Origin of the sequence: Aquilutibacter rugosus (assembly GCF_036541335.1) — a bacterium.
In the GTDB taxonomy this organism is placed as follows: Bacteria; Pseudomonadota; Gammaproteobacteria; order Xanthomonadales; family Xanthomonadaceae; genus Aquilutibacter; species Aquilutibacter rugosus.
Genome location: NZ_JAZHBO010000001.1, coordinates 836,611 through 860,871, shown reverse-complemented (window position 1 = coordinate 860,871; position 24,261 = coordinate 836,611). Strand labels below are relative to the sequence as shown.

General features: G+C 59.9%; 20 protein-coding genes and 1 pseudogene. 2 read left to right on the top strand and 19 right to left on the bottom strand.

The window, feature by feature from the left end; all coding sequences use genetic code 11:
- Nucleotides 1-52: 52 nt before the first annotated feature.
- The 16 genes and pseudogenes from lpxC to V3390_RS03985 form a co-directional block, all read right to left on the bottom strand.
- On the bottom strand, nt 53-970 hold the full coding sequence (lpxC, locus tag V3390_RS04060) for a UDP-3-O-acyl-N-acetylglucosamine deacetylase (RefSeq protein ID WP_331703453.1): 918 nt from the start codon (nt 968-970) through the stop codon (nt 53-55).
- A gap of 148 nt (nt 971-1,118) precedes the next feature.
- Nucleotides 1,119-2,303: a cell division protein FtsZ gene (ftsZ, locus tag V3390_RS04055; RefSeq protein WP_331703452.1), complete on the bottom strand. Its 1,185-nt coding sequence runs from the start codon at nt 2,301-2,303 to the stop codon at nt 1,119-1,121.
- A 121-nt stretch (nt 2,304-2,424) separates the two neighbouring features.
- On the bottom strand, nt 2,425-3,672 hold the full coding sequence (gene ftsA, locus V3390_RS04050; RefSeq protein ID WP_331689086.1) for a cell division protein FtsA: 1,248 nt from the start codon (nt 3,670-3,672) through the stop codon (nt 2,425-2,427).
- Nucleotides 3,669-4,433, bottom strand: a complete 765-nt coding sequence (locus V3390_RS04045) for a cell division protein FtsQ/DivIB (protein WP_331703451.1) — start codon at nt 4,431-4,433, stop codon at nt 3,669-3,671. The genes ftsA and V3390_RS04045 overlap by 4 nt, the downstream gene beginning before the upstream one ends.
- Nucleotides 4,430-5,395 carry a D-alanine--D-alanine ligase gene (locus V3390_RS04040; RefSeq protein WP_331703450.1) on the bottom strand — a complete coding sequence of 322 codons (966 nt, stop codon included), beginning with the start codon at nt 5,393-5,395 and terminating at the stop codon, nt 4,430-4,432. Before V3390_RS04040 ends, V3390_RS04045 begins: the two co-directional genes overlap by 4 nt.
- A complete protein-coding gene (gene murC, locus V3390_RS04035) occupies nt 5,392-6,825 on the bottom strand; it encodes a UDP-N-acetylmuramate--L-alanine ligase (protein WP_331703641.1) in 1,434 nt (477 codons plus the stop codon). The genes V3390_RS04040 and murC overlap by 4 nt, the downstream gene beginning before the upstream one ends.
- 8 nt (nt 6,826-6,833) lie before the next feature.
- Nucleotides 6,834-7,928, bottom strand: coding sequence for an undecaprenyldiphospho-muramoylpentapeptide beta-N-acetylglucosaminyltransferase (murG, locus tag V3390_RS04030; protein WP_331703449.1), 1,095 nt, complete (start codon nt 7,926-7,928; stop codon nt 6,834-6,836).
- A 34-nt stretch (nt 7,929-7,962) separates the two neighbouring features.
- Nucleotides 7,963-9,108 (bottom strand): annotated as a pseudogene (gene ftsW / locus V3390_RS04025) (putative lipid II flippase FtsW); the annotation flags it as partial.
- Nucleotides 9,105-10,190 (bottom strand): phospho-N-acetylmuramoyl-pentapeptide-transferase, encoded by a 1,086-nt coding sequence (gene mraY / locus V3390_RS04020; RefSeq protein WP_331703448.1) that lies wholly within the window; start codon nt 10,188-10,190, stop codon nt 9,105-9,107. The gene mraY and the pseudogene ftsW, both read right to left, overlap by 4 nt.
- A complete protein-coding gene (locus V3390_RS04015; RefSeq protein WP_331703447.1) occupies nt 10,180-11,574 on the bottom strand; it encodes a UDP-N-acetylmuramoyl-tripeptide--D-alanyl-D-alanine ligase in 1,395 nt (464 codons plus the stop codon). The genes mraY and V3390_RS04015 overlap by 11 nt, the downstream gene beginning before the upstream one ends.
- On the bottom strand, nt 11,571-13,043 hold the full coding sequence (locus V3390_RS04010) for a UDP-N-acetylmuramoyl-L-alanyl-D-glutamate--2,6-diaminopimelate ligase (protein ID WP_331703640.1): 1,473 nt from the start codon (nt 13,041-13,043) through the stop codon (nt 11,571-11,573). Before V3390_RS04010 ends, V3390_RS04015 begins: the two co-directional genes overlap by 4 nt.
- On the bottom strand, nt 13,043-14,854 hold the full coding sequence (locus tag V3390_RS04005; RefSeq protein WP_331703639.1) for a peptidoglycan D,D-transpeptidase FtsI family protein: 1,812 nt from the start codon (nt 14,852-14,854) through the stop codon (nt 13,043-13,045). The genes V3390_RS04010 and V3390_RS04005 overlap by 1 nt, the downstream gene beginning before the upstream one ends.
- Before the next feature lie 152 nt (nt 14,855-15,006).
- Entirely contained in the window at nt 15,007-15,273 is a 267-nt protein-coding gene (ftsL, locus tag V3390_RS04000; RefSeq protein ID WP_331689080.1) for a cell division protein FtsL, read from the bottom strand.
- On the bottom strand, nt 15,270-16,217 hold the full coding sequence (rsmH, locus tag V3390_RS03995) for a 16S rRNA (cytosine(1402)-N(4))-methyltransferase RsmH (protein WP_331703446.1): 948 nt from the start codon (nt 16,215-16,217) through the stop codon (nt 15,270-15,272). Before rsmH ends, ftsL begins: the two co-directional genes overlap by 4 nt.
- The gene (mraZ, locus tag V3390_RS03990; RefSeq protein ID WP_331689295.1) at nt 16,214-16,660 is read right to left on the bottom strand and encodes a division/cell wall cluster transcriptional repressor MraZ; all 447 of its coding nucleotides are present in this window, start codon (nt 16,658-16,660) and stop codon (nt 16,214-16,216) included. Before mraZ ends, rsmH begins: the two co-directional genes overlap by 4 nt.
- Nucleotides 16,661-16,889: 229 nt before the next feature.
- Nucleotides 16,890-17,849, bottom strand: coding sequence for a LysR family transcriptional regulator (locus V3390_RS03985; protein ID WP_331703445.1), 960 nt, complete (start codon nt 17,847-17,849; stop codon nt 16,890-16,892).
- Between the two features lie 124 nt (nt 17,850-17,973).
- Between V3390_RS03985 and aceB the strand changes: the two genes are divergently transcribed.
- Together aceB and aceA are read left to right on the top strand one after the other, a co-directional pair.
- A complete protein-coding gene (aceB, locus tag V3390_RS03980) occupies nt 17,974-19,599 on the top strand; it encodes a malate synthase A (protein ID WP_331703444.1) in 1,626 nt (541 codons plus the stop codon).
- 20 nt (nt 19,600-19,619) lie between these two features.
- Nucleotides 19,620-20,915: an isocitrate lyase gene (gene aceA, locus V3390_RS03975; RefSeq protein ID WP_331703443.1), complete on the top strand. Its 1,296-nt coding sequence runs from the start codon at nt 19,620-19,622 to the stop codon at nt 20,913-20,915.
- A 147-nt stretch (nt 20,916-21,062) separates the two neighbouring features.
- Here the strand turns inward: aceA and V3390_RS03970 are convergent, their stop codons facing one another.
- The 3 genes from V3390_RS03970 to V3390_RS03960 form a co-directional block, all read right to left on the bottom strand.
- Complete coding sequence (locus V3390_RS03970) at nt 21,063-21,359, bottom strand: EF-hand domain-containing protein (protein WP_331703442.1); 297 nt, start codon at nt 21,357-21,359, stop codon at nt 21,063-21,065.
- Nucleotides 21,360-21,495: 136 nt separating this feature from the next.
- Nucleotides 21,496-22,431, bottom strand: coding sequence for a copper resistance protein B (locus tag V3390_RS03965; protein ID WP_331703441.1), 936 nt, complete (start codon nt 22,429-22,431; stop codon nt 21,496-21,498).
- Nucleotides 22,428-24,257 carry a copper resistance system multicopper oxidase gene (locus V3390_RS03960; RefSeq protein WP_331703440.1) on the bottom strand — a complete coding sequence of 610 codons (1,830 nt, stop codon included), beginning with the start codon at nt 24,255-24,257 and terminating at the stop codon, nt 22,428-22,430. The genes V3390_RS03965 and V3390_RS03960 overlap by 4 nt, the downstream gene beginning before the upstream one ends.
- Nucleotides 24,258-24,261: the final 4 nt, after the last annotated feature.

Here is a 24,261-nt window from a genome sequence, read left to right as displayed (position 1 = left end):
GTGATGACTTCGACCCGGGAAATGCGTGAGCCTGTGCGCCTGCGCCGGCGATTCAAGCCAAGGCAAACGTAGCGAAGGCCAAGCCCTGCCGGGCGGCTTCGACCTCATCCTCGAACGTAACCAGCTCCCACTTGTGCTGCTCAAGCAGCAACTGACGCACCAGCTTGTTATTGAGTGCGTGGCCGGACTTGTAGCCTGAGTAATGACCCAGGATCGGATGGCCGGCGAGATACAGATCGCCCACAGCGTCGAGGATCTTGTGGCGCACAAACTCATCGCCGTAGCGCAGGCCGTCCTCGTTAAGAACACGGAACTCATCGAGCACGATGGCATTGTCCATGGACCCGCCTAGGCCCAAGTTGCGCTCGCGCATGAACTCGAGATCGCGCATGAAACCGAAGGTGCGGGCGCGCGAGACCTCTTTAATGTAGGTCTCGGTCGAGAACTCAAGTGCCGAGTGCGACATGTTCGAAGGAATCGCCGGATGATCGAATTCGACCGTGAAATCCAGACGAAAACCAGCGTGCGGCTCAAAACTGGCGCGCTTGTCGCCATCCCGGACTTCAATCGTTTCCAGGATGCGGATGAATTTTTTGGGTGCGTTCTGCTCGACCAGACCGGCCGACTGCAGCAGAAAGATAAAAGGACCGGCAGAGCCGTCCATGATCGGCACCTCGGGTGCCGACAGATCAATGTAGCAATTGTCGACGCCAAGACCCGCCAGCGCGCTGAGCAGATGCTCAACGGTTTGGACTTTGGCGCCATCGCAGCTCAGACCCGTGCAGAGCGTGGTCTCGGTGACGAGTTCGGCCGTAGCCCTCATCTCGACTGCAGGTTCCAGATCGACACGACGGAATACGATGCCCGTATCGGGCTCGGCCGGACGCAGAGTCAGGAAGACTTTCTCGCCGCTGTGCAGACCGACACCGGTTGCGCGAATGACGTTTTTAATTGTGCGTTGCTTGAGCATTAGCACCATATAGTAGCGAGAAATGCATGAATTTGGGGGTACCGGCGGGGACTCAGAGGCCCGCAGTCGGTCGCAAACGACCCGACCACGGATACCAACCCGCCGGAACCACCAAAAAACCGATCAGTTTCGGGTGGTGCCCGAAACCTTAGTCAGCCTGGCGACGCAGGAACGCCGGGATGTCCAGGTAGCCATCGTCATCCTTGAACGAGGCGGCACCGGTGCTGGCGTCATTGGTGTTGCTCGTGAGCGACTCACCAAAGCCGGTTTGCTGCGGGTTGTTGAACGACGGGGCGATGTAACCGTCTGTACCGGTGCGCTTGACCGGCGCCTCGATCACTTCGAGATTCGGCTTGCGGGAGGTGTTGTTGCGACGGTTCAGGCCGGCTGCCACCAGTGTGACGCGGATTTCGTCTTGCATGTTCGCGTCAATCGAGGTGCCCACGATCACGGTTGCATCGTCAGATGCGTAGTTTTCGATGGCGCGACCGATCTCGTCGAACTCGGCCATGGTCAGATCCGGGCCGGCAGTGATGTTGACCAGGATGCCGTTGGCGCCTTCGAGGTTGATGTCGTCGAGCAGAGGGTTCTTGATTGCAGCTTCGGCAGCGGCTTGCGCACGGTCATCACCGCGAGCCGTACCGGTACCCATCATGGCCAGACCCATTTCGCTCATGACGGTGCGGACGTCGGCAAAGTCGACGTTCATCAGGCCCGGCGACACGATCAGGTCGGCGATACCGCGAACGGCACCGAGCAGCACATCGTTAGCGGCGCGGAAGGCCTGGATCATGGTGGCGTTGCGGCCCAGCACGGTGATCAGCTTTTCATTCGGGATGGTGATCAGCGAGTCGCAATGTTCAGCCAGTTCCTCGATGCCCTTGAGTGCCACTTGCATGCGGCGACGGCCTTCGAACGGGAACGGCTTGGTAACGACGCCGACGGTCAGGATGCCCATTTCCTTGGCGAGTTGTGCGATGACCGGAGCGGCACCCGTACCGGTACCACCCCCCATGCCGGCAGTGATGAAGACCATGTCCGCACCTTGCAGCGCGTCCATGATGCGTTCGCGGTCTTCGAGCGCCGATTGGCGACCGACTTCCGGGTTGGCACCGGCGCCCAGGCCCTTGGTGACATTGGAGCCCAGTTGCAGCTGCAGTTTGGTGGCGCAGTTGTTGATTGCCTGCGCGTCGGTGTTGGCGGTGATGAATTCCACACCGTCAACGTTGGAGTTGATCATGTGCGAAACAGCGTTGCCGCCGCCGCCGCCTACGCCAACCACCTTGATGATTGCATTTTGCGCAGGTTGTTCCATGTATTCGAAGTTTGCCATGTTGATGTCCTCTGAGTCGGTTTGAGTCTTTTTTTATAGGGTAAAACTGTTTTTTTAATCGGGGTTGAAGCGCCTTGCCTGCCTACGTCATGCCGAAGCCATCAACGACATGAATTTTGAACTAAAAGTTGCCTTGGAACCAGCTTTTTAAGCGATCTAAAACACCATCGCCGTTACCGCCACCACGTGCCACTCGACCGGTGCGTTGCCCCGTTCCTTCGTTGCGAGCACCAAGTAACAGCAACCCGACCGCGGTGGCGTACACCGGGTTGCCCATCACCACCGGATTACCGGTGGCATGTTGCGGAATACCGACGCGCACCGGCATCTGCAGCATCTCTTCGGCGAGATCTGCAACGCCTTCCATGCGGGCGGCACCACCCGTCAGCACCATGCCGGCGCGGACGTGCTGTTCAAAACCGCTGCGGCGCAGTTCGGCCTGCACCATTTCAAAGATTTCCTCATAGCGAGCCTGCACGGCCTGAGCCAGAGCAGCGCGTTGCACGCGACGCGGCTGGCGGTCACCGACACTCGGCACTTGAATCGTTTCTTCGGCCTTGGCCATGCTGGCTTGCGCGCAGGCATAACGGACCTTGATCTGTTCGGCTTCGGCCGTCGGCGTGCGCAGCATGTGCGCAATGTCTTCGGTGACCTTCTCGCCGGCAATCGGCAGCGACTTGCTGTACGCGATGGCACCGTTGACGAACACGGCGATATCGGTCGTACCCGCACCCATATCCACCAGCAACACGCCGAGATCGCGCTCATCGCGGGTCAGCACGGCTTCGGCCGAGGCAACCACGCTGAACACCAGCTCATCCACATTCAAACCGCATTTCTCGACGCAGCGGGTGATGTTGGCAGCAGCACTGGCGGCGGCCGTCACGATGTGGGCGTTCACTTCGAGACGCACGCCGGTCATGCCGAGCGGATTGCGAATGCCCTCCTGCGAGTCATCGAGCGTGTAATCGCGCGGGATGGCGTGAATGATCTTGAGATCGGTACCGATTGGCACGGCCTTGGCGGCGTCAATCACGCGCTGCAGCTCACGGTGCGTTACTTCCTGCTCGTGGATCGGCGTGATGCCCTGCGAGTTGCGGCACTGAATATGGCTACCGCTGATGGATGCGTACACCGAGGTGATTTCGCAGCCGGCCGATGCTTCGGCCTCCTTGATCGCTTCCTGGATGGACTGCACGGTGGATTCAATGTCCACAATGACACCGCGACGCATGCCGCGCGAATCGTGCGTACCCAGTCCGATCAGTTCGATGGGTTGGCCCGGCGCGTATTCGCCGACCAGTGCCACGACTTTGGAGGTGCCGATATCGAGACCGACGATGAGGGATTTGTCGCCCTTAAAGCTCATTGGGATTCCTTTGTTGCGATGGCCGCCGCAGTCGCTGCGGTAGCCGGTAATGCGGAAGCGCCGGTCGGCGCCATCCATGACATGGCAAAGCCGTTGGTGTAACGCAGATCGACCGTACGTGGCAGCGCCTTGCTGCCGGACACCAGTTGCGGATAAATCGTGACGAAGCGCGACAGACGTGCACGCGCCTCGTTGCGGCCGGCGATGACGTGCGTGCCATTGACCAAGTCCAGCGTGAAACTGCCGCGATCGCTCATCTGCACCTTTTCGATCGGCACCCGAATGCGACCGAACAGTTCGTTCGATGCGTTGTATAGATCGACCACCTTGCGCACGTCGAGCGGATTGCCATCCATCTGCGGCAGGTTTGCCGGAAAACGAATGCCCTTGCGCGGGAACAGCTTCAAACTGCGGCTCAGCAGGCGATCGTCGCCCCAACGTGCCAGCGGCGGATCTTCGGTGATGGCGACTTCGAGTACGTTCGGCCACTTCTTGCGGACTTCGGCGCGCTCAACCCAGGGCAGACGTTCGACTTGCGATTGCGCCCCATCCAGATCCACGCCAAAGAATCCCTGCGCTGCAAACGGTGCGAGCGTCTTGCGCAGCTGTGCGGCGTCGACGTACTGCATCTTGGAGGTCACACGCAGCTTCTGAATTGGCCAGCGATCGGCACCGATGACACCCATGCGCACAGCCACTACCGGTGCGGCCAACAGGGCCAGCGCCAGAATCACTGCAGCGATGCGCAACAGCCAGTTCACGGGCGAGCGCCTCCGTTATCCACGGTCGAAGCGAGAATCGTGAAGCACAGCTCGTCGTAATCCACACCCTCAACCGCAGCGGCCTTGGGCACCAGCGAGTGCGAAGTCATGCCGGGCGCGGTGTTCACTTCGATCAGATAGAACTGACCGGTCTTGGCATCCTGCATAAAGTCAACGCGGCTCCAGCCTTCGAGACCCACTGCCTTAAAGGCGCGCTCGGCGAGATCACGGATAGTGGCCTCGTCTGCACCTTCGTTGCCCGGGCAGATGTATTGCGTATCGTCTGCGATGTACTTGGCGTGATAGTCGTACCAGCGGCCCTTGGGAATAATCCGGATCGAAGGCAGCGCCGTCGGCTTGCCGTCAAACGCGACGACCGGCACCGAGAATTCGGCACCAATGATCATTTGCTCGACCAGCAGTTCACCGTGATAACGGGCGGCCAGAGCGATGGCTTCATCGAGTTCGGCATCCGTCTCGACCATCGAGACGCCGACACTGGAGCCTTCGGCCGATGGCTTCACCACGACCGGCAAACCCAGACGGGTTGCGGCCGCGTGCACATCTTCGCCGGGAGCCAGGCGGACAAATGCAGGAGTCGGCAGGCCTTCGGCTTGCCACACTTGCTTGGTACGGATCTTGTCCATGGTCAGCGCGCTGCCCATGACGCCGGGACCGGTATACGGAATACCGTGGGCTTCGAGCAGACCCTGCACGACGCCGTTTTCGCCTTCGCCACCGTGCAGAATGTTGAACACGCGATCAACCTCACCGCTGCGGATGGTTTCAATCAGCGCGTCAATGCCATCGACGGCAAATGCGTTAACGCCCTTGCGCTGCAATGCGGCCAGCACGTTGGCGCCGGAGTTGAGCGACACTTCGCGTTCGGCGCTGGTACCGCCCATCAGCACCGCCACACGGCCAAACACCGCGGGATCGAGTGTGGAACGCTGCAAACTCACTGTTGTTCTCCCTTGAATCCGTTGTTGCCGATGGCTTGCGCTGCGGCACCGATATCACCGGCGCCCATCATCAGCAACAGGTCGCCATCTTGCAGTAATTCATTCAGTACGCCAGCGAGTTCCTTGGCCGAGCCGACCACAACAGGTTCGATGCGACCACGAGCGCGGATAGCGCGCGCCAGATCTTTGGCCGCAGCACCCGCAATGGGTTGCTCGCCGGCCGGATAGACTTCGGTCAGAACCAGCGCATCGACGCCCGACAGGACGCCGGCAAACTCATCGAACAGATCGCGTGTCCGGCTATAACGGTGCGGCTGGAACGCCACCACCAGACGACGATCCGGCCAACCGCCACGGGCTGCTTTGAACACCGCCTCGAGTTCCTTGGGATGGTGACCGTAGTCATCGACCACTTCGACCGTTGCACCCTTGGTCGTGCGATGCATACCCAGCGAATTGAAGCGACGACCCACACCGCCAAACGCAGCCAGAGCCTTTTGGATTGCCGGCAGCGGGACACCCAGTTCCCACGCCACAGTCGCTGCAGCCAGTGCATTGAGCACGTTGTGGTGACCCGGCATGTTGAGTTCGATCGGGGTGCGGGTCTGGTCCGGCAGGCACAACATAAAGCGCATACGGCCACCTTCCTGCGTCACCTCTTCGGCTCGCACATCGGCATGCGATGACAAACCGTAAGTCACCACATGGCGCGAAGTGTTCGCGGCGAGCGCAGCCACCTCGGGATCATCAATGCACAGAATCGCGAGCCCGTAGAACGGCAGGCGATGCAGGAATTCGTGGAACGCAGCCTGCACCTTGGCAAAATCATTGCCGTAGTTTTCCAGGTGATCGGCATCAATATTGGTGACGACGGCAATCTGCGGATTCAGTCGCAGAAAGCTGCCGTCACTTTCATCGGCTTCGGCTACCAGCCAATCGCCCTTACCGAGCTTGGCGTTGGCACCGGCTGCCAGCAACTTGCCGCCGATCACGAACGTCGGATCAATGCCGCCTTCACCCAGCACGCTAGCGCAAAGCGACGTGGTAGTGGTCTTGCCGTGCGTACCGGCTACTGCAATACCGCGCTTAAAGCGCATCAGCTCGGCGAGCATTTCAGCACGCGGCACCACCGGGATGCGCTGCGCACGGGCTTCCATCAGTTCGGGGTTGTCCTGCTTGATGGCACTCGAGACCACCACGCAGTCCGTGCCCAGCACGTTGGCCGCCGCATGACCTTGAAACACCTCAACGCCGATCGATTGCAGGCGACGGGTGGTGGCGTTTTCAGCCATGTCCGAACCGCTGACCTCGTAACCGAGCGTGGCCATTACTTCGGCAATACCGTTCATACCCGTGCCGCCGACGCCCACAAAGTGCACGCGCGGAAACACCTTGGCCAGATCGCCCTTAATTTGCAGACGTTTACGCAAATCCGAATTCATGCGGCTTCCTCCATAACGACCTGAGCGACCTCGTCCGCCGCATGCGGCTTGGCCAATTCCCTTGCTGCAGTGGCCATGACCAACAGCGTGTCCCGATTGCCGATTTCACGGACATGGGCCACCAGCTTGTCAGCCAGGTCATTTGATTGCGATGCGATGCGGGCGGCGTGACGCGCCACCAGATACTGCGCGTTCTTGGTCTGGTGATCATCTACTGCAGCAGCAAACGGCACCAGGACGCTACCCACACCGACGGCACAGACCTCGGCCAGTGTCAGTGCACCGGCGCGACAGATCACCAGATCTGCCCACGCATAGGCCTCACTCATATCGGCAATGAACGGCTCGATCGTGGCTTCGATGCCTGCTGCCGCATAGGCATGACGGGCGCCATCCACACCGCGCTCGCCGCATTGATGGCGAACGCTAAAGGTGTGACCCTCATCGTTCAAGCGACGCAGTGCTACCGGCACGGCATCATTCAGAACCTTGGCACCTTGGCTGCCGCCCAGCACCAGAATATTCAGTGCCGTCTGCTCGGCGCGCTCCGCAAAACGCACGGATGGCTCGGCAATTGCGGCAATCTCGCCGCGCACCGGATTGCCAACCCAACGTTCCTCGACACCGTTAAAGGTGTCGGGGAAACCGGTCAGAACGGCATCCGCCATACGGCTCAGGACCCGATTGGTCATGCCGGCAGCGCGGTTCTGTTCGTGCACAAACAACGGCACACCGGACAGACGCGCGGCGATGCCGCCGGGACCTGCAGCGTAGCCACCAAAACTGATCACCGCACGAGGGCGACGTTGCTTGAGTACGGCACGCGCCGCACCGATGGCGCGCAGCACTTTGAGCGGGGCCGTCAGCAGCGTCCTGATGCCCTTGCCGCGCAGACCCTTAATTTGCAAGGTGTCCATGCTGATCTGATGTTGCGGGACCAGGCGCGCTTCCATACCGCCCTCGGCGCCTAACCAGCGCACTTCGACGCCACGCTCCTGCAGGGACTTGGCCACGGCCAAACCCGGAAAGATATGACCGCCGGTACCGCCGGCCAGAATGATTACGGGCCCGTTGGGATTACGCAGTCGCATACAGTGGCGCCTCCTCACGTGAACGGGCGACCTGACGCTTGGCACGATCGTATTCGTAAGTGACGCGCAACAGCACGCCAACGGCGACGCAACTCACCACGACACTGGAGCCGCCGTACGAAATCAGCGGCAGGGTCAAACCCTTGGTCGGCAGCACACCCATGTTCACGCCCATGGACACAAAGGCCTGAAACGCAAACCACAAGCCAATGCCAAAAGCGATATAGCCGGCAAAGTGGCGACGCATTTCTACGCACTTGACGCCGTACCAGAAGGCGCGGGCAACAAATGTGGCGTACAGGAGGATCACGAAACTCAGGCCAATGAAGCCCAGTTCCTCGCCGATGATGGCAGCAATGAAGTCGGTATTGGCTTCGGGCAGGTAGTTGAGCTTCTGCACCGAGCCTCCGAGACCAACACCCATCCACTCGCCACGGCCAATACCCATCAGCGCGTTAACCAGCTGATAGCCTTGGCCGAACGGATCATCCCACGGACGCATAAACGAGGTGACGCGACGCATGCGGTAGGGCTCAAACAGAACCAGTGCCACACCGGCGATGATCAGCAGTACCGCCGGCAAAATCAGACGCGGCACATTGCCACCGCCCAGCACCAGCATGCAGCCGCAGATGGTGACCAGCAGCACCGAGGAACCGAAGTCCGGCTGCGTCATCAGAATGGCGACCAGCGCCAGCGCCACGAACAGCGGGCGGAACATCACAAACCACTCGCCCTGCACGCCTTCGCTGAATCGCTTAAGGAAGCTCGCCATCCAGATGATGAAGAACAACTTGACGGCTTCGACTGCCTGGAACTTGGAGATGCCCAGATTAATCCAGCGCCGTGCACCGTTGACCGTCGAACCGATGCCGGGCACCCACACCAGAATCAGCAACACGAACGACGCGATCAGCAGCAGCGGTGCGTACTTTTCGATTTGGCGCAGCTCAAAGCGGGTCGCAAACACCGCACCGGCAAAGCCAATCGCCAGAAAGACGGATTGCTTAATCAGATAGCCGGCCGAGCCCACTTTTTCGATCTCGCCGATTGCCAGCGAGGAAGAACCCACCATCACGATGCCGATCGCGCCCAGTAGCAGGGACACAATCAGCAGCACCGGGTCAATCTGACCGCGGATCTCGTTGATGCGAGTGGCTTGGCGACCGGAATCCATCAGCGTACCTTTAGCGTCGCCAGGCCGATCAGGACCAGGATGACGGAAATGATCCAGAAGCGCACGATCACGCGCGGCTCCGGCCAGCCCTTCATTTCAAAATGGTGATGGATCGGCGCCATGCGGAACACGCGCTTACCCGTCAGCTTGAACGAAGCCACTTGAATCATCACCGACAGGGTTTCAATCACAAAGATGCCGCCCATGATTACCAGGATCAGCTCCTGGCGGACGATCACGGCAATCGTACCGAGCACGGCACCCAGCGACAGTGCACCGATGTCACCCATGAACACCATGGCCGGATAAGTGTTGAACCACAAAAAGCCCAGCCCGGCACCGGCGATCGCAGCGCACACGATCAGCAGCTCGCCCGCGCCCGGCACTTTGGGGATCTGCAGGTACGTGGCAAACACATCGTTACCCGATGCGTATGCAAACACACCTAGTGCGACGGCGACCAGAACTGTCGGCATGATGGCCAGGCCATCGAGACCGTCGGTCAGATTGACGGCGTTACTGAAGCCGACAATCCAGAGGTAGGCAATTGTGACAAAGCCGATACCGGCCAGCGGCATGGCAATGGATTTGAACAGCGGCACGTAGAACGTGGTGGCGGCAGGCACATCGGCAAAGGCATACAGATAGACGCCGGCAGCCAGACCGAACAGCGACTGCAACGCATACTTGGTGCGCGAGCGCATGCCGTTGGGATCACGGCGGACGATCTTGATCCAGTCATCCCACCAGCCGATGAAACCGAACAGCACCATGATGACCATTACGACCCACACGTACTTGTTGCGCAGATCGCCCCACAGCATGACCGAGGCAAAGATCGTCAGCAGAATCAGTGCGCCGCCCATGGTCGGCGTACCGGCCTTGGAGAAATGCGACTGCGGGCCATCGGTGCGAATCGGTTGACCGCCCTTGAGCGTGCCCAGACCACGAATCACCGCGGGACCCCACCACAGCGACAGCAGCAGTGCCGTCAGCGCGGTCAGAATGGCGCGAAAGGTCAGGTAACCGAACAGGCCGAACGTACTTTGCAGTTGTTCCAGCCAGCGGGTGAGCTCAAGCAGCATGGGTGTCTCCGTTCGATGCCACAGGCACGATCGCGCGTACGACCTTATCCATGGCGCTGCCGCGCGAGCCTTTAACCAGCACGCGCACGTTGGGATTGAGCACGGCGCGCAGGGCATCAGCCAGTTCGTCGTGAGTACTAAAAATCTCGGCGCCTTCACCAAAGGTGTCAGCAGCCGCTGCGGACAGCGGACCCAGAGCCAACAGACGCACAATGCCCGCGGCCTTGGCACGACGACCGACTTCGCGATGCATCGCCTCCGCGTTGTCGCCCAGTTCACGCATATCGCCCATCACAAACCAGGCTTCATGTCCGTGCGCACGGGCGGCCGAAGCCAGCGTATCGATCGCCGCACCCATGGAACCCGGGTTGGCGTTGTAGCTGTCGTCAATCAGCGTGGCGCCTTGCGGAGTTTGCAGTGCGATCAGACGGCCCTGCACCTGCTCGGCGGCTTGCAGACCGGCAACGATCGGCTCCAGTCCGACATCCAGGCCAATTGCAATGGCGGCGGCGGCACAGGCGTTGCGCACATTGTGCTCTCCCGGGAATGCGATGCGAACGCGAGCCGGACCCAGTGCCGTCTGCAGCGTGAACTCGCTATCATCGGCGCCGAGCACGACATCGGTAGCGCTCACATCGGCAGTGGCGTTCAGACCGAATCGCACAATACGATGGCCATGCGCGCGATCGGCAAAATACGGTGCGAAGGCATCGTCGGCGTTGATCACAGCCACGCCTTGCGGTCGCAGATCGTCATACACAGCAGCCTTGGTATCCGCGATGTTGAGCAGGCTGCCCATGCGCTCCAGATGCGCGGGCGCGACATTGTTCACCAAGCCGACCAGCGGCTGGGCGATACGCGTCAGGTACTGGATATCGCCCGGCTTGCCGGTGCCCATTTCGTAAATGGCGAACTCGGCATCTTCGGGCGCGTCAATGACTGCCAGAGGCATACCAATTTCATTATTGCGATTGCCCGGCGTAGCGTACGTCTTGCCGGCCTGGCGCAGCACGGATTCGGTCAGGGTCTTGACCGAGGTCTTGCCGTTGCTGCCGGTAATTGCCACCACCTTCGCGGTGCGATGTGCCTGCACCCACGTCGCCAGATGGGCCAGAGCCAGCTCGGTATCGGCCACAACAATGGTGCTCAGACCCTCGATCGCTACAGGTTGAGAGACCAGTGCTGCCGCAACGCCGGCTTGCTGCGCAGCCTGCAGATGATCGTGACCGTTAAAGTTCTCACCTTTGAGCGCCACGAACAGCGTCGTGCTCAAATCACCTTGCAGCGCCCGCGTATCGGTCTGCAGTTGCGTGATGGTGCAGTCGGCGCCTTCAAAGCGGCCATGGCAGGCCGTCGCGACTTTGCTCAGGAGCATGGGCTTCATCGCACACGCTCCAGCGCATCCCGCGCGGTGGCGGTATCGTCAAAATCATGGCGTACGCCATTGATCTCCTGATACGGCTCGTGACCCTTGCCCGCAATCAGAATGATGTCATCGGGACCAGCTTCTTCGATTGCGGTCCGAATCGCCAGACCCCGATCACGAATGACCCGCACCTTTCCGGGCTCGGCAAAGCCTTCGAGAATCTCAGCAACGATGGCATCGCCGTTCTCAGTGCGCGGATTGTCATCGGTCACGATCACGATGTCGGCATCCAACTCGGCAATGGCTGCCATTTGCGGGCGCTTGCCCTTGTCACGATCGCCGCCGCAACCGAACACGCAAACCAGCTCACCTTGCACGTGGTGGGAAAGCGAGGCCAGCGCCTGTTGCAGCGCATCGGGGGTGTGGGCGTAATCGATCACGACAGTCGGCTGCAGGCCCTCGCCGCCCAGGCGGTTCATGCGGCCATGAATAGGCTGCAACTGCGACAGCAACTCGGCGACTTTGGCCACCGGCATGCCGCACGCACTCATCACACCGGCCACCGCCAGCAGATTCTCGACGTTGAAACGACCCAGCAACGGCGAGTGCACGGCATGCGCTTCGCCGTGGATCGAGAGATCGAAGTGAATGCCCTGCGCATCGAGTTCCAGATTCTCGGCACGAATGTTGGCCAGCGGATTGCCGGTCACGCTGAAGCGCCAGGCCTCGAGACCGAGCGGCAGATCGCGAGCAAGCGCATCGCCAAAGGCATCATCGACGTTGATGACAGCGGCAGACAGCGTCGGCCAGTCGAACAGGCGCTTTTTGGCGGCGCCGTACGATTCCATGTCGCCGTGATAATCCAGATGGTCACGCGTCAGATTGGTAAAGACGGCAATGTCGAACTCGACGCCATCGACGCGACCCTGATCCAAGGCATGCGATGAGACTTCCATTGCCACGGCTTGCGCGCCCGCATCGCGCAGATCGGCGAGCAGAGCATGCACACGCAGCACCAGCGGCGTGGTGAAACCGGTGGGTTGCACATCACCCACCAGACCGGCACCCAAAGTGCCGATGGTGGCAGCGCGCTTACCGATCAGCTCCCAGGCCTGCGCAATCAGTTGCGTGCTCGAGGTCTTGCCGTTGGTTCCGGTCACGCCAACCATGGTCATGGCAGCCGAGGGCTCATCGTGGAACTGATTGGCCATGGCGCCCAGACGGCTGCGCAGCCCCGGCACTGCGATCGCATCGGCGGGAACCTGCAAATCGGCCGGTGCGGGCGGCTCAAACAGAATCGCGGCGGCGCCCTGTTCCAGCGCCTTGTCCACAAAATGCAGACCGTGTGCGCCAAAGCCTTCAATCGCCACGAAGGCATTGCCGGGCTCGACTTCACGACTGTCCATTACCAGACCGGTAACGCGCAGATCGTCAGCAATACCCTGCAAATCCGGTAGCAAGTCAGCCAACAGCTTTTCACGCGGCATCATTTGCCACCTCCAACGCCCAGGGCAACAGGCTTTGGCAACGCACGCTGAGCAGTGGCGGCAGTTGCGGCGGCGGCAGCGGCTGATTGCGGTGGCAACGCAACGCGCGGCATGGCAACCGGCGGGATTGCTGCATCGACCGGGGAACGGACCGAGGGATGGCCGGCCTTTGCATTGGCAGCAATCCAGGTCTGAATGTCATCGGGCGGTACGTCCATCAGACGCAATGTGCCTTCCATGACGGAGCGGAACACCGGACCCGAGATCAAGCCGCCGTAGTAACCCTTGCTCGTGTCGGGATCATTGACGACCACCACCATTGCAAAGCGGGGATTATCAACCGGTACGACACCGGCAAAAAAGGCGTTGTACTTACGTGAATAACCACCGGTCTCGGAGACCATGCGCGCCGTACCCGTCTTGCCTGCCACTTTGTAACCGAGCACTGCGGCCTGCGTTGCGGTACCGCCTGGCTTGGTCACCGTTTCCATCATGCGCATGACTTGCGCTGCAACTTCGGGCTCGATGACTTGTTTGCTCTCAACCTTGCCGCCTTTGACGAAGGTCGGCGTCAGCAGACGGCCACCGTTCGCCAATGCAGCGTAGGCCATCGCGATCTGGATCGGAGTCGCCGACAGGCCATAGCCATAGGCCATGGTGGACTTGGTCGTGCCATCCCAGTTCGAGGTCTTGGGCAACAGGCCCGACGATTCGCCGGGGAAGCCACTACGCGGCTTGCTGCCATAGCCCATCTTGTGGACGTATTCGTAGAAGTAGTCGTTGGGCAACAGGCGCGCAATCTTGGCCGAACCCACGTTTGAACTCTTGGTGATGATGCCGGTGACCGTCAGCGAACCGTAGTTGTGCGTATCGGTAATCGAGAACGGACCGTTGGCAATGCGACCGCCTTCGGTGGAGAACACAGTATTCGGTGTGATCTTGCCGGCCGTCAGGCCGGCTGCGACGGTAATCGGCTTCATTGTCGAGCCCGGCTCCACCAAGTCGGTCACGGCGCGATTACGATGCGCATCAATGTTCTTCTGAACCGTGGCATTCGGATTAAAGGTAGGCACATTGGCCATGGCCAACACTTCGCCACTGTTTACGTCGACAATCACAGCCGAGCCCGAGGCCGCACCGCTGCGCACCACCATGTCGTGCAGCTCTTTATAGGCCAGGTATTGCACGCGGCGATCGAGCGAGAGCACCAGTTCCTTACCTGGCTCCGGCGCCTTGACCAGCTCCGATTCCACGATGTCGCCCTGACGCGAACGGATCACACGCTTTTCGCCGGGCTTGCCCTTGAGCCAGGATTCGAAGGCCAGCTCCAGACCTTCCTGACCTTTGTCATCCACGTTGGTAAAACCCAGCACCTGAGCAATGGATTCGGCTTGCGGATAGTAACGGCGGTACTCACGTTGCGAGGCCACACCGGGAATCTTGTGCGCGAGGATGCGCTTGGCTTCGTCGGGATTGATGCGGCGCTTTAAGTAAAGAAACTCCTTACCCTCTTTTTGCGCCAGCTTGCGTTGCAGTTCGCCGAACGGAATATTCAGAGCCTTGGCAAGCTCCGGCCAACGGTTCTGGTGCTTGAACAGTTCCTGCGGATTGCCCCACACCGATTCAACCGGCGTGGACACGGCCAAGGGCTCACCGTTGCGGTCGGTGATCATGCCGCGCGAAACGGCGATCGGCAAGTTGCGCTCAAAACGCGCCTCGCCTTTTGACATGTAAAAGTCTTTATTGACGATCATCATCCAGAAGGCGCGAGCGACCAGCAGGGCCACAACGATACCGATCAGACCGATCATGAAGTGCGCACGCGTAGCGACGCTATAACCGCGCCGACCACCGTCATTGACTTCGAATACGCGACGCAACCATTCCGGCAGGCGATCCATCAACGGCAGCGCCGCGCCGTTATCGCGGTAATTGCGATGATTAGCGGGCTTACGACGGCTGTTCATTCGTGTACCAGCACCGTCTCGGTGCCCTCCGGAAATTTCATGCTCAAGCGCTCACGCGCCACTTGATCGATGCGCGTGCTGTCGGCCCAGGTGGCCTGCTCCAGCTGCAGACGACCGAACTCGATGTTGAGCTCGTCGCGCTCTTTCTCCAGGCGATTGAGCTGAGAGAACAGCTTGCGATGATCATGTCGCGAGAAGACCACGAACAGGCCCGACACGACGCAAGCCACCAGCAGGATGGCGATCAGAAAGCGGGCGCTCATGCGGCCACCTTCTGCGCCACGCGCAACACGGCACTGCGAGCGCGCGGATTCGAAGCGATCTCTTCGGCAGTTCCCTTGCGGGCACCACCGAGCAACTGCAGGGTCGGAGTAAACTCGACGGCCACCGGCACGCGACGATCGGTCGGCGGCGCCTTCGACAAGGAGGCCATGAACTGCTTGGTGATGCGGTCTTCGAGTGAGTGGAAACTGATCACAGCTAAACGGCCCTGCGGGCGAAGCAAGGCGACCGCTGCACGCAAACCTTGCTGCAAGTCTTCGAGCTCACGGTTGATGAAAATACGGATGGCCTGAAAGCTACGCGTGGCCGGATGGATCTTGCTGTCACCGCGCGGCATCACCGAGGCAATCAGCGAGGCCAGTTGCGCGGTCCGTTCAAGCGGTTGACGTGTACGCTCTGCCACGATGGCTCGGGCAATCTTGCGGGACTGCCGCTCTTCACCATAGGTGTAGAGCACATCGGCAATTTCCTTTTCGTCGGCGCGAGCCAACCATTGCGCAGCACTGTCGCCGCGCGTGGTGTCCATGCGCATATCGAGCGGACCGTCCTTGCCGAAGCTAAAGCCGCGTTCGGCCACATCGAGTTGCGGCGACGACACACCGAGATCGAGCAGCACGCCGTCCAGGCCTTCGCGCGCCTCATCCCACTGATCCATGTCGGCGAACGAGCCGTGAAACAGAGACACGCGCGAATCGGCAGCACACAGGGCCTGCGCAACCGCGATTGCATCGGGATCTTTGTCCATCACCAGCAGACGACCTTGAGGCCCAAGCTGCGCCAGCACGCCTTTGGCATGGCCGCCACGGCCGAACGTTCCATCGAGATACCGTCCGTCCGGCTTGACGGCAAGCGCATCCAGCACTTGCGTATACAGCACGGGCAGGTGACCGGCCGCGACATGCGCCGCGTGATCACCCACGGTCATAGCTGCAGGTCGAGCAGTTCCTCAGTCAGATCCGCGTCGGTTAGTACCTGACGGACCTGGGCCTGATGCGCGTGCTCGCTCCACAGCTCAAACTTGTCACCCATTCCCACCAGCACCGCGCGCTTTTCGAGCGCGGCATTGTTGCGATGAGAGGGCGGAATGCTGATGCGGCCGTTGCCATCAAGCTCGACGAAATGCGCAGCACCAACCAACTTGAGCTGGAGGTTGCGCGAGGATGCCTTGGTTCGCGGCAGTTTATTGACTTGATCGCGAACGGATTCCCACACGGAGCGGGGATAGATATACAGGCAGCCGGCGTCGAAAGGGCTATAGGTAATCACCAGCTGGTTCGCGCAATCGGACGCAATCGGGTCGCGGTAGACCGTGGGTACGGCCAACCTGCCCTTGTCGTCAATCGTGATCGCGTTTTCGCCTTGAAACACCGGGATTCCTAAAGGGGTGATGGCCGCCTCTGCGGGCGGCTCGGCCACAACCGGGAAAAACCACTAAAAACCAAGTTTTCCCACAGATGCCCACATTAGGCACATTCCAAACCCCTGTCAACAGGTTTTCAACAAATTTTTTTGTTTCTGAATCAAGGACTTAAACGCAACTTCAGAAAGTTATTCAAGGTTTATCCACAAGCTGTTGTTTTTGTTGAAAACGTCTCTGTCAACGCCCGGATTGGCCCGTCGAATAGTAGTCCATTCGCTCAAACAGACCGGGCTTAATGGCATCCACAAACACCCGCGCCGCAGGGGACAGAAACTTGCCCTTGCGCACGATCACGCCGTAGGTCCGCGGCGGGAACCAGGTGCCCATCGGCACACAATGCAGGCGCTGCCGATCGAGATTGGTCAGGCAGATGCCGGTGACCAGGCTCACACCCAGCCCGCGCAGCACATACTCCTTGATCACCTCCCAACCGCCAACTTCCATCGTCACGTTCAGCGGCAGATGATGCTGCTGAAAAATGCGATCAATCAGCCGATAAGAGGTCAAGCGCTGGGGTGGAAGGATGAAGCCATGTTCGGCGATGTTAGCTAACGTTGGCTGCTTGATCGCCGCCAATGGGTGATCTTTGGCAGCAATCAGATGCATGTCGAAATTCCAGACCCGCGCGTAGTCCAGATCCTGCGGCACATCCAGCATGGAGCCCACCGCCACTTCAGCTTTGCCTTTACGCAACATCTCCAAACCCTGCTCACCGGTCACCGTGTGCAGATTGAACCGCACATCCGGACTGCTCTGCCGAAACGCCTCCACCACGCTCGGCAACAGATACATAGCGGTCGAAGAGCCTGCCACCACGTGCAGCTCCCCTACCTCCAGACCCTTTAGTCGCTCGCGGAAATCCACATCAAGGCGGTCAATGCCTTCGACCAATGGACGAGCCATGTCGTAAAACATGTCGCCGGCCTTGGTCAGTACTAGAGCGCGCCCCTGACGCGTCACCAATTCGACCCCCAGCTCGCGCTCCAGGGCCTGTAATTGCTGGCTAACCGCGGGTTGAGTTAGGAAGAGGCTCTCCGCAGCCCGTGACACACTTCCCAGTTTCGCAACTTGGCAGAATGCCCGTAGCGGCTTGAGCTTGGAGCCTTTGTAGGAAAAACGCGGTGATTTATCAGACACTTAGCCCCCGGGCGATCGCATATATAAGAAAACCTTATGCGTATCTTTTACAACATTATGTTGTCATGCAGCAAGTGCTGGCGCAGTGTGGGATGCATTCGATTTCACTCACATCGGAGTTTGCATGTCCGCCGTACTCGCTTCCACCCCAACCACGTCCCAGCCGGAACGCGTGTCCGTTCTCACCGGAACGATCGTCCCGGGTGCCGATTCGATCCTGACGAAGGACTGTCTGGCCTTCGTTGCAGATCTGCACGAACGGTTCGATGGCCGCCGCCGCGATCTACTGCAGGCTCGCCGTACTCAGCAAGCCAAGTTCGATGGCGGTGCGCTGCCGGTCTTTCGCGCTGACACGGCAGACATCCGCGAGAGCACGTGGACGGTAGCCCCGATCCCCGCCGCCCTGCTCGATCGCCGCGTCGAGATCACCGGCCCTACCGACCCCAAGATGGTCATCAACGCCCTGAACTCCGGCGCCAGCGGTTTCATGGCGGACTTTGAGGACAGCACGTCGCCGACGTTTCCGACACTGATTACCGGCCAATTGGCCTTGCGGGATGCGGCGAACGGCACTCTGAGCTTTACCTCGGCCGACAAGTCGTACCAACTCAACGCCGCCGAGACCTTGGCCGTGCTGCATGTCCGCCCGCGCGGTCTGCATCTGCCCGAGTACAACATCCGCATCAACGACGAAGTGCTGTCAGGCTCACTGTTCGACGCCGGCGTGTTTCTGTTCCACAACGCCGCCACCATGCAGGCAGCCGATCGCGGTCCGTACCTGTATCTGCCCAAGCTGCAGGCCATGGAAGAGGCGCAATGGTGGCAGGACGTGCTCACCCACGCCGAAGCCGAACTCGGCCTGCCCGAAGGATCGATCAAGGTCACCGTGCTGATCGAGACCCTGCCGGCCGCGTTCCAGATGCACGAGATTCTGTACGTGCTGCGCAACCGCATCGCCGGTCTCAACTGCGGTCGCTGGGATTACATCTTTTCGTTTATCAAAACGCTGCGTGCCTATCCGAACAAGCGACTGCCGGAACGGCATCAGGTCACGATGAAACAACCGTTCCTGCGCGCCTATGCGGAGCTGCTGATTCAGACCTGCCATCGCCGCGGCGCCTTGGCGATGGGTGGCATGGCTGCACACATCCCTAATCGCCACGATGCACAGGCCAATGAAACCGCGCTGGATAACGTCCGCGCCGATAAAGTTCGCGAAGTCACTGCCGGCCACGATGGCACCTGGGTCGCTCACCCCGGCCTGGTCTCCGTTGCCCGTGAAGTCTTCGACACGTACATGCCGCAGGCCAACCAGTTGAGCAACACTCGCGATGACGTGCAGGTCACGTCCTGCGATCTGCTGCGCGTGCCCCACGGCACGATCTCCCGTCGCGGCTTTGCCAACGCAGTCGAAGTCTGTGTCCGCTATCTCGCCGCCTGGCTGTCGGGCAACGGTTGCGTGCCTATTGATGGCCTGATGGAAGACGCCGCCACCGCCGAAATCACACGTACCCAACTGTGGCAATGGCTGCACGCCGGTGATCTGCATCTGCACGATGGCACGGCGATCGACGACACGCTGTTCCAGAGCTGCCTGCTCAATCTGCCCTCGCAACTGTCCGGCCGCAACGACATCGTGGGCCGCGATTACATCCCCCAGGCGATTACCCTGCTCGAGCAACTGACCGAGAGCGACACGCTCGAAGAATTCCTGACCCTTCCCGCCTACGAACTGCTGCAACGCCACTAACTGATTATCGGAGAACTGAAATGACCTTGAATGCACTCACCACCGACCAACTTCATATGGACTGGCAGAACAATCCCCGCTGGAACGGCATTGAACGTCCGTACAGCGCCGAGGATGTGGTTAAGCTGCGCGGCCGCGTCCATGTCGAACATTCGCTGGCACGACTTGGTGCTAACAAGCTGTGGCGCTCCTTGAACGAGACGGATTTCGTCAACGCACTTGGTGCCTTGACCGGCAACCAGGCCATGCAACAGGTCAAAGCGGGCCTCAAGGCAATCTATCTGAGTGGCTGGCAAGTGGCGGCCGATGCCAACATCGCCGGTGAAATGTATCCCGACCAATCGCTGTATCCCGCGAACTCGGTGCCGCAAGTCGTCAAGCGCATCAACAACACGCTGCTGCGTGCCGATCAGATTCAGTGTGCCGAAGGCACCGGCGACATCGATTTTCTGCAGCCGATCGTGGCCGATGCGGAAGCAGGCTTTGGCGGTGTACTCAACGCCTTTGAACTGATGAAGTCCATGATTGAAGCCGGCGCCGCCGGTGTGCACTTCGAAGATCAGCTCGCCTCGGTCAAGAAGTGCGGCCACATGGGCGGCAAGGTGCTGGTCCCGACGCGCGAAGCCGTCGAAAAACTGGTCGCTGCTCGCCTGGCTGCCGACGTGATGGGCGTACCGACCCTGATCGTTGCACGTACCGATGCCGAAGCCGCCGACCTGCTGACCAGCGACGTGGATGACAACGACAAGCCGTTTATCACCGGCGAACGCACTGTCGAAGGTTTCTTTAAAACCCGCAACGGTCTGGATCAGGCCATCTCGCGCGGTTTGGCCTACGCTCCGTATGCCGATCTGGTCTGGTGCGAAACCGGCAAGCCGGATCTGGAATTTGCCCGCAAGTTTGCCGAGGCCATTCACGCCAAGTATCCGGGCAAGATGCTGGCATACAACTGCTCACCGTCGTTCAACTGGAAGAAGAATCTCGACGACGCCACCATCGCCTCGTTCCAGCGCGAGCTGGCCGCCATGGGCTACAAGTTCCAGTTCATCACGCTGGCCGGCTTCCATGCATTGAACTACTCGATGTTCAATCTGGCTCACGGTTATGCGCGCCAGCAAATGTCTGCCTTCGTTGAACTGCAGGAAGCCGAGTTCGCCGCCGCCGATCGTGGTTTTACCGCCGTCAAGCACCAGCGCGAAGTGGGCACCGGCTATTTCGACTCCGTGACGCAAGTGATCCAGAACGGCAACTCGTCCACCACGGCACTCAAGGGGTCGACCGAAGACGAACAGTTCTTTGCCACGGCCGTCGCCTAAGCTCTCATCGGGGTCTTAACCCCAACCCGCAAAGTAAAAGAGCCACGCATCCGCGTGGCTCTTTTAATGGGCTCTTTTAATGGGGTCGTACCCTATTAATAATTTTTTAATGGGGTCGTACCCCATTATTAATGGGGTCGCAGCAAATTAATGTTTGCGGGTGTATTCGGCAAACGAGATGTATCCGTCGCCGTTCACATCCATCATCTTGAAGTGGCCGATCATCGGATGCTTTACCATCTCGCGACGAGTCAGCTTGCCGTCGTTGTTGCGGTCGGTTGCAGCAAACTCAGCCTTGAACTTTGCATTGGGGGCAGCCTTTTCCGCGGCAACGGCGGCAGGGCGCGGCGCAGTGGCGGGCGAAGCGGCATGATCACCGTGATTGTGTGCCTGTGCGTTGGCACCGGAGGCAGCGAACAGACCGGCGACCAGAAGAGCGGACATAGCAAATTTCATAATGAAGTTTTCCTGTAAATGTTCAGCAAAGTGGGAAATCATTGGGGATGGCTCATTGTTGTCGAACAGCCCTTAACGGATGCCTTCCGGCCTCGCGATAGGGGCTGCGCGGGTTTGCCATCGTTCAGAACCAGAATCGGACGCCTGCAACGAACGAAACATCGCTTGTTTTCTCGCCGGCAGCAGCGCGCCGGTCTCGTGTATTGCCGAAGGATCGCTCGAACTGTAAGCCAACATAAGGCGCAAACTCCCTGCGCACCTCATATCGCAGTCGGGCACCCAGCGATGCGGCCGTCAATCCGGTACCAAGCAATTGCTCCGGCTCGGCCTTACTGCGCAGATTGGCTTCGCCACGCCATTGCAGGATGGCCCTGTTGGTCAGCAGCGTTTCGTACTCTCCTTCCAGATTGAGCATCAATCGTCCGCCGTTACCGGCGTAGCCCATGGCGGAAACTTCGAACTTATAAGGAGCAAAACCGCGTACACCGGCAGCGAGCCAGGAACGCGACCGATCAGAAGGAAATTCATGTCGTGCACCTGCGACCACATCCCACCACGCGCGAACGCCCTGCGAGTACAGGACATCAACGGCCCCTTCTTCGAGTCCGTGCTTGTCACCATGGAGCTCCGTTGTGATCAGCAGTTTGCGAATATCGCCACCAACCCAACCTTCGGCCTCCATGGCGTAACCGTCGTCGTCATCCATCTCCAGACGGTCCACTAGAACGCTGCCGAACGTGTCGGTCCCATGCCGGTGATGGGCGTGTACTTCCGGGAATGCAGCGCGTCGGTCCGCGTCGGTAACCGCAGGTATCGGCTCGCGCGACGGATCCGCCATCTCCATCTTGGAATGGTCCATGGTGGAGTGATCCATGGTGGAGTGATCCATGGTGGAGTGATCCATCTTGGACTGGTCCACCTTGGACTCTTCTGCTTTGGATGGCGCCATCGTCGAATGGTCCATCTTGGAATGGTCCATGCCGGAGTGATCCTGAGCCATAGCCCCGGAGGCCGCGGCATTTGCGAGTGCCAGGACCAGTAGCGAGTTGCGAATGTTCATGCCGACTCCTCCACTCGAACCTCACGGAACATACCGCTTTCCATGTGATAGAACAGATGGCAGTGATAGGCCCAGCGGCCGAGTGCATCCGCACGGACGCGATAGCTCCGTTTGGATCCCGGCGGCATATCCACCGTATGCTTGCGCACCATGAAGTTGCCATCGGCATCTTCGACATCGCTCCACAAGCCGTGCAAGTGGATCGGATGGCTCATCATCGTGTCGTTAACCAGCACAATGCGAACGCGCTCACCGTAGTTCAGCCGCAATGGCTCGGCCTGCGCAAACTTAACACCGTTAAACGACCAGGCAAACTTTTCCATATGCCCGGTCAGATGCAGTTCGATCTCGCGACTTGGCTCCCTGCCATCGGGATCCTCGAACAGTGATTTGAGCTGGCTATAGGTGAGCACCTCACGATCGTTGCCGCGAAGGCCAATGCCCGGGTCGTCGAGCTTGTGTGTCGGCGACATGGTCTGCATGTCTACCAGCGGGTTATTGGTCTCCGACGCCGGATGCGAGACCATTCCGGCCATGGCGCCCATCGCGCCCATTGCATGCCCCGCATGCTCCGACGTACCGGCCGCCGCCGGTGCTGCCGGCTCTACCGGCGCACCATGCATGGAATGATCCCCGCCGGACATGTCGTGATCGTGCCCCATGTCGGCCATCGACAACAGAGGTCGCGGATCGAGCTCCGGAATCGGCGCCCGCAACCCCGGCCTCACGGCCAAGGTCCCTGCAACATAACCGGTTCTGCCCGAGTCCTGTGCAAACACCGTGAATGCATCCTGTCCCGACGGCTCCACCAGCACATCGAACGTTTCTGCAGCCGCGATGCGGAACTCATCCACGGAGACCGGGTGAACATACTGACCATCAGCGGCCACCACAGTCATTTTCAGGCCGGGAATCCGAACATCAAAGTACGTCATTGCGGAGCCGTTGATGAAACGTAGAAGCACCTTCTCACCGGGAACAAAGATCCCGTTCCAGTTGGCCAGAGTCGTACAGCCGTTCATCAGATAGGTGTAGGTATTCGCGTTAACGTCCGACAGGTCGGTTGGCGTCATTCGCATTTTGCCCCATGCCTTACGGTCATCCACGGTGTAGCCCAGCCCATCACGCTCGACGTCGCGAAAGAAGTCCGCAACCGTGCGCTTGCTGTAGTTGTCGTAGTCGGACCGCTTCTTCAGGCGACGCATCAACTGCGCGGGATCCATGTCCGTCCAGTCCGACAGAAAGACGATGTGCTCCCGGTCAAATGAGAACGGATGGGGCTTGATCGGATCAATAATGATGGGGCCGTAAAGCCCGCCCTGCTCCTGATATCCCGAGTGACTGTGATACCAGTACGTGCCGGACTGATTCACTTCAAAGCGATAGTGATAGGATTCGCCGCGAGCGATTCCGTCAAAGCTCAGACCCGGAACGCCATCCATGTTTGCCGGCAAGATGATGCCGTGCCAGTGAATCGATGTGTGATCGCCGTGAATGGAGCCGACCGGCAAGTCATTGCTGACACGCAAGTTCACCGTGTCGCCTTCCTTCCACCGAAGGACCGGAGAGGGCAACGAGTTGTTGACTGTAATTGCGGGGCGCGCAACACCCGTGAAATTGACGATGGACTCGCCGATTGAAAGGCTGAACTCCGTTCCTTTCAGAACCGGCATCGCGCCGGAACCAAGGCTCGGCCGTGCGGCAGCGAGCAGGGACCGCGGCAGTATCGCGTCCGCAGCAGTGACTATCCCTGCGCAAGCCAGGCCCTGCACGAATCGCCGTCGAGACAGGTGGGTTGGTGTATCAGAATATGGTTTGAATTTCATCAGC

Bases quoted from the DNA above. Each gene is read 5' to 3' on its own strand.
- ftsZ (WP_331703452.1), bottom strand. From the start codon at position 2,303: ATGGCAAACTTCGAATACATGGAACAACCTGCGCAAAATGCAATCATC.
- rsmH (WP_331703446.1), bottom strand. From the start codon at position 16,217: ATGACCGTGGGTGATCACGCGGCGCATGTCGCGGCCGGTCACCTGCCC.
- V3390_RS03960 (WP_331703440.1), bottom strand. From the start codon at position 24,257: ATGAAATTCAAACCATATTCTGATACACCAACCCACCTGTCTCGACGG.
- ftsA (WP_331689086.1), bottom strand. From the start codon at position 3,672: ATGAGCTTTAAGGGCGACAAATCCCTCATCGTCGGTCTCGATATCGGC.
- mraY (WP_331703448.1), bottom strand. From the start codon at position 10,190: ATGCTGCTTGAGCTCACCCGCTGGCTGGAACAACTGCAAAGTACGTTC.
- aceB (WP_331703444.1), top strand. From the start codon at position 17,974: ATGTCCGCCGTACTCGCTTCCACCCCAACCACGTCCCAGCCGGAACGC.
- murG (WP_331703449.1), bottom strand. From the start codon at position 7,928: ATGCGACTGCGTAATCCCAACGGGCCCGTAATCATTCTGGCCGGCGGT.
- V3390_RS03970 (WP_331703442.1), bottom strand. From the start codon at position 21,359: ATGTCCGCTCTTCTGGTCGCCGGTCTGTTCGCTGCCTCCGGTGCCAAC.
- ftsL (WP_331689080.1), bottom strand. From the start codon at position 15,273: ATGAGCGCCCGCTTTCTGATCGCCATCCTGCTGGTGGCTTGCGTCGTG.
- V3390_RS04010 (WP_331703640.1), bottom strand. From the start codon at position 13,043: ATGCCGCGTGAAAAGCTGTTGGCTGACTTGCTACCGGATTTGCAGGGT.
- aceA (WP_331703443.1), top strand. From the start codon at position 19,620: ATGACCTTGAATGCACTCACCACCGACCAACTTCATATGGACTGGCAG.
- lpxC (WP_331703453.1), bottom strand. From the start codon at position 970: ATGCTCAAGCAACGCACAATTAAAAACGTCATTCGCGCAACCGGTGTC.
- V3390_RS04015 (WP_331703447.1), bottom strand. From the start codon at position 11,574: ATGAAGCCCATGCTCCTGAGCAAAGTCGCGACGGCCTGCCATGGCCGC.
- V3390_RS03965 (WP_331703441.1), bottom strand. From the start codon at position 22,431: ATGAACATTCGCAACTCGCTACTGGTCCTGGCACTCGCAAATGCCGCG.
- V3390_RS04005 (WP_331703639.1), bottom strand. From the start codon at position 14,854: ATGATCGGTCTGATCGGTATCGTTGTGGCCCTGCTGGTCGCTCGCGCC.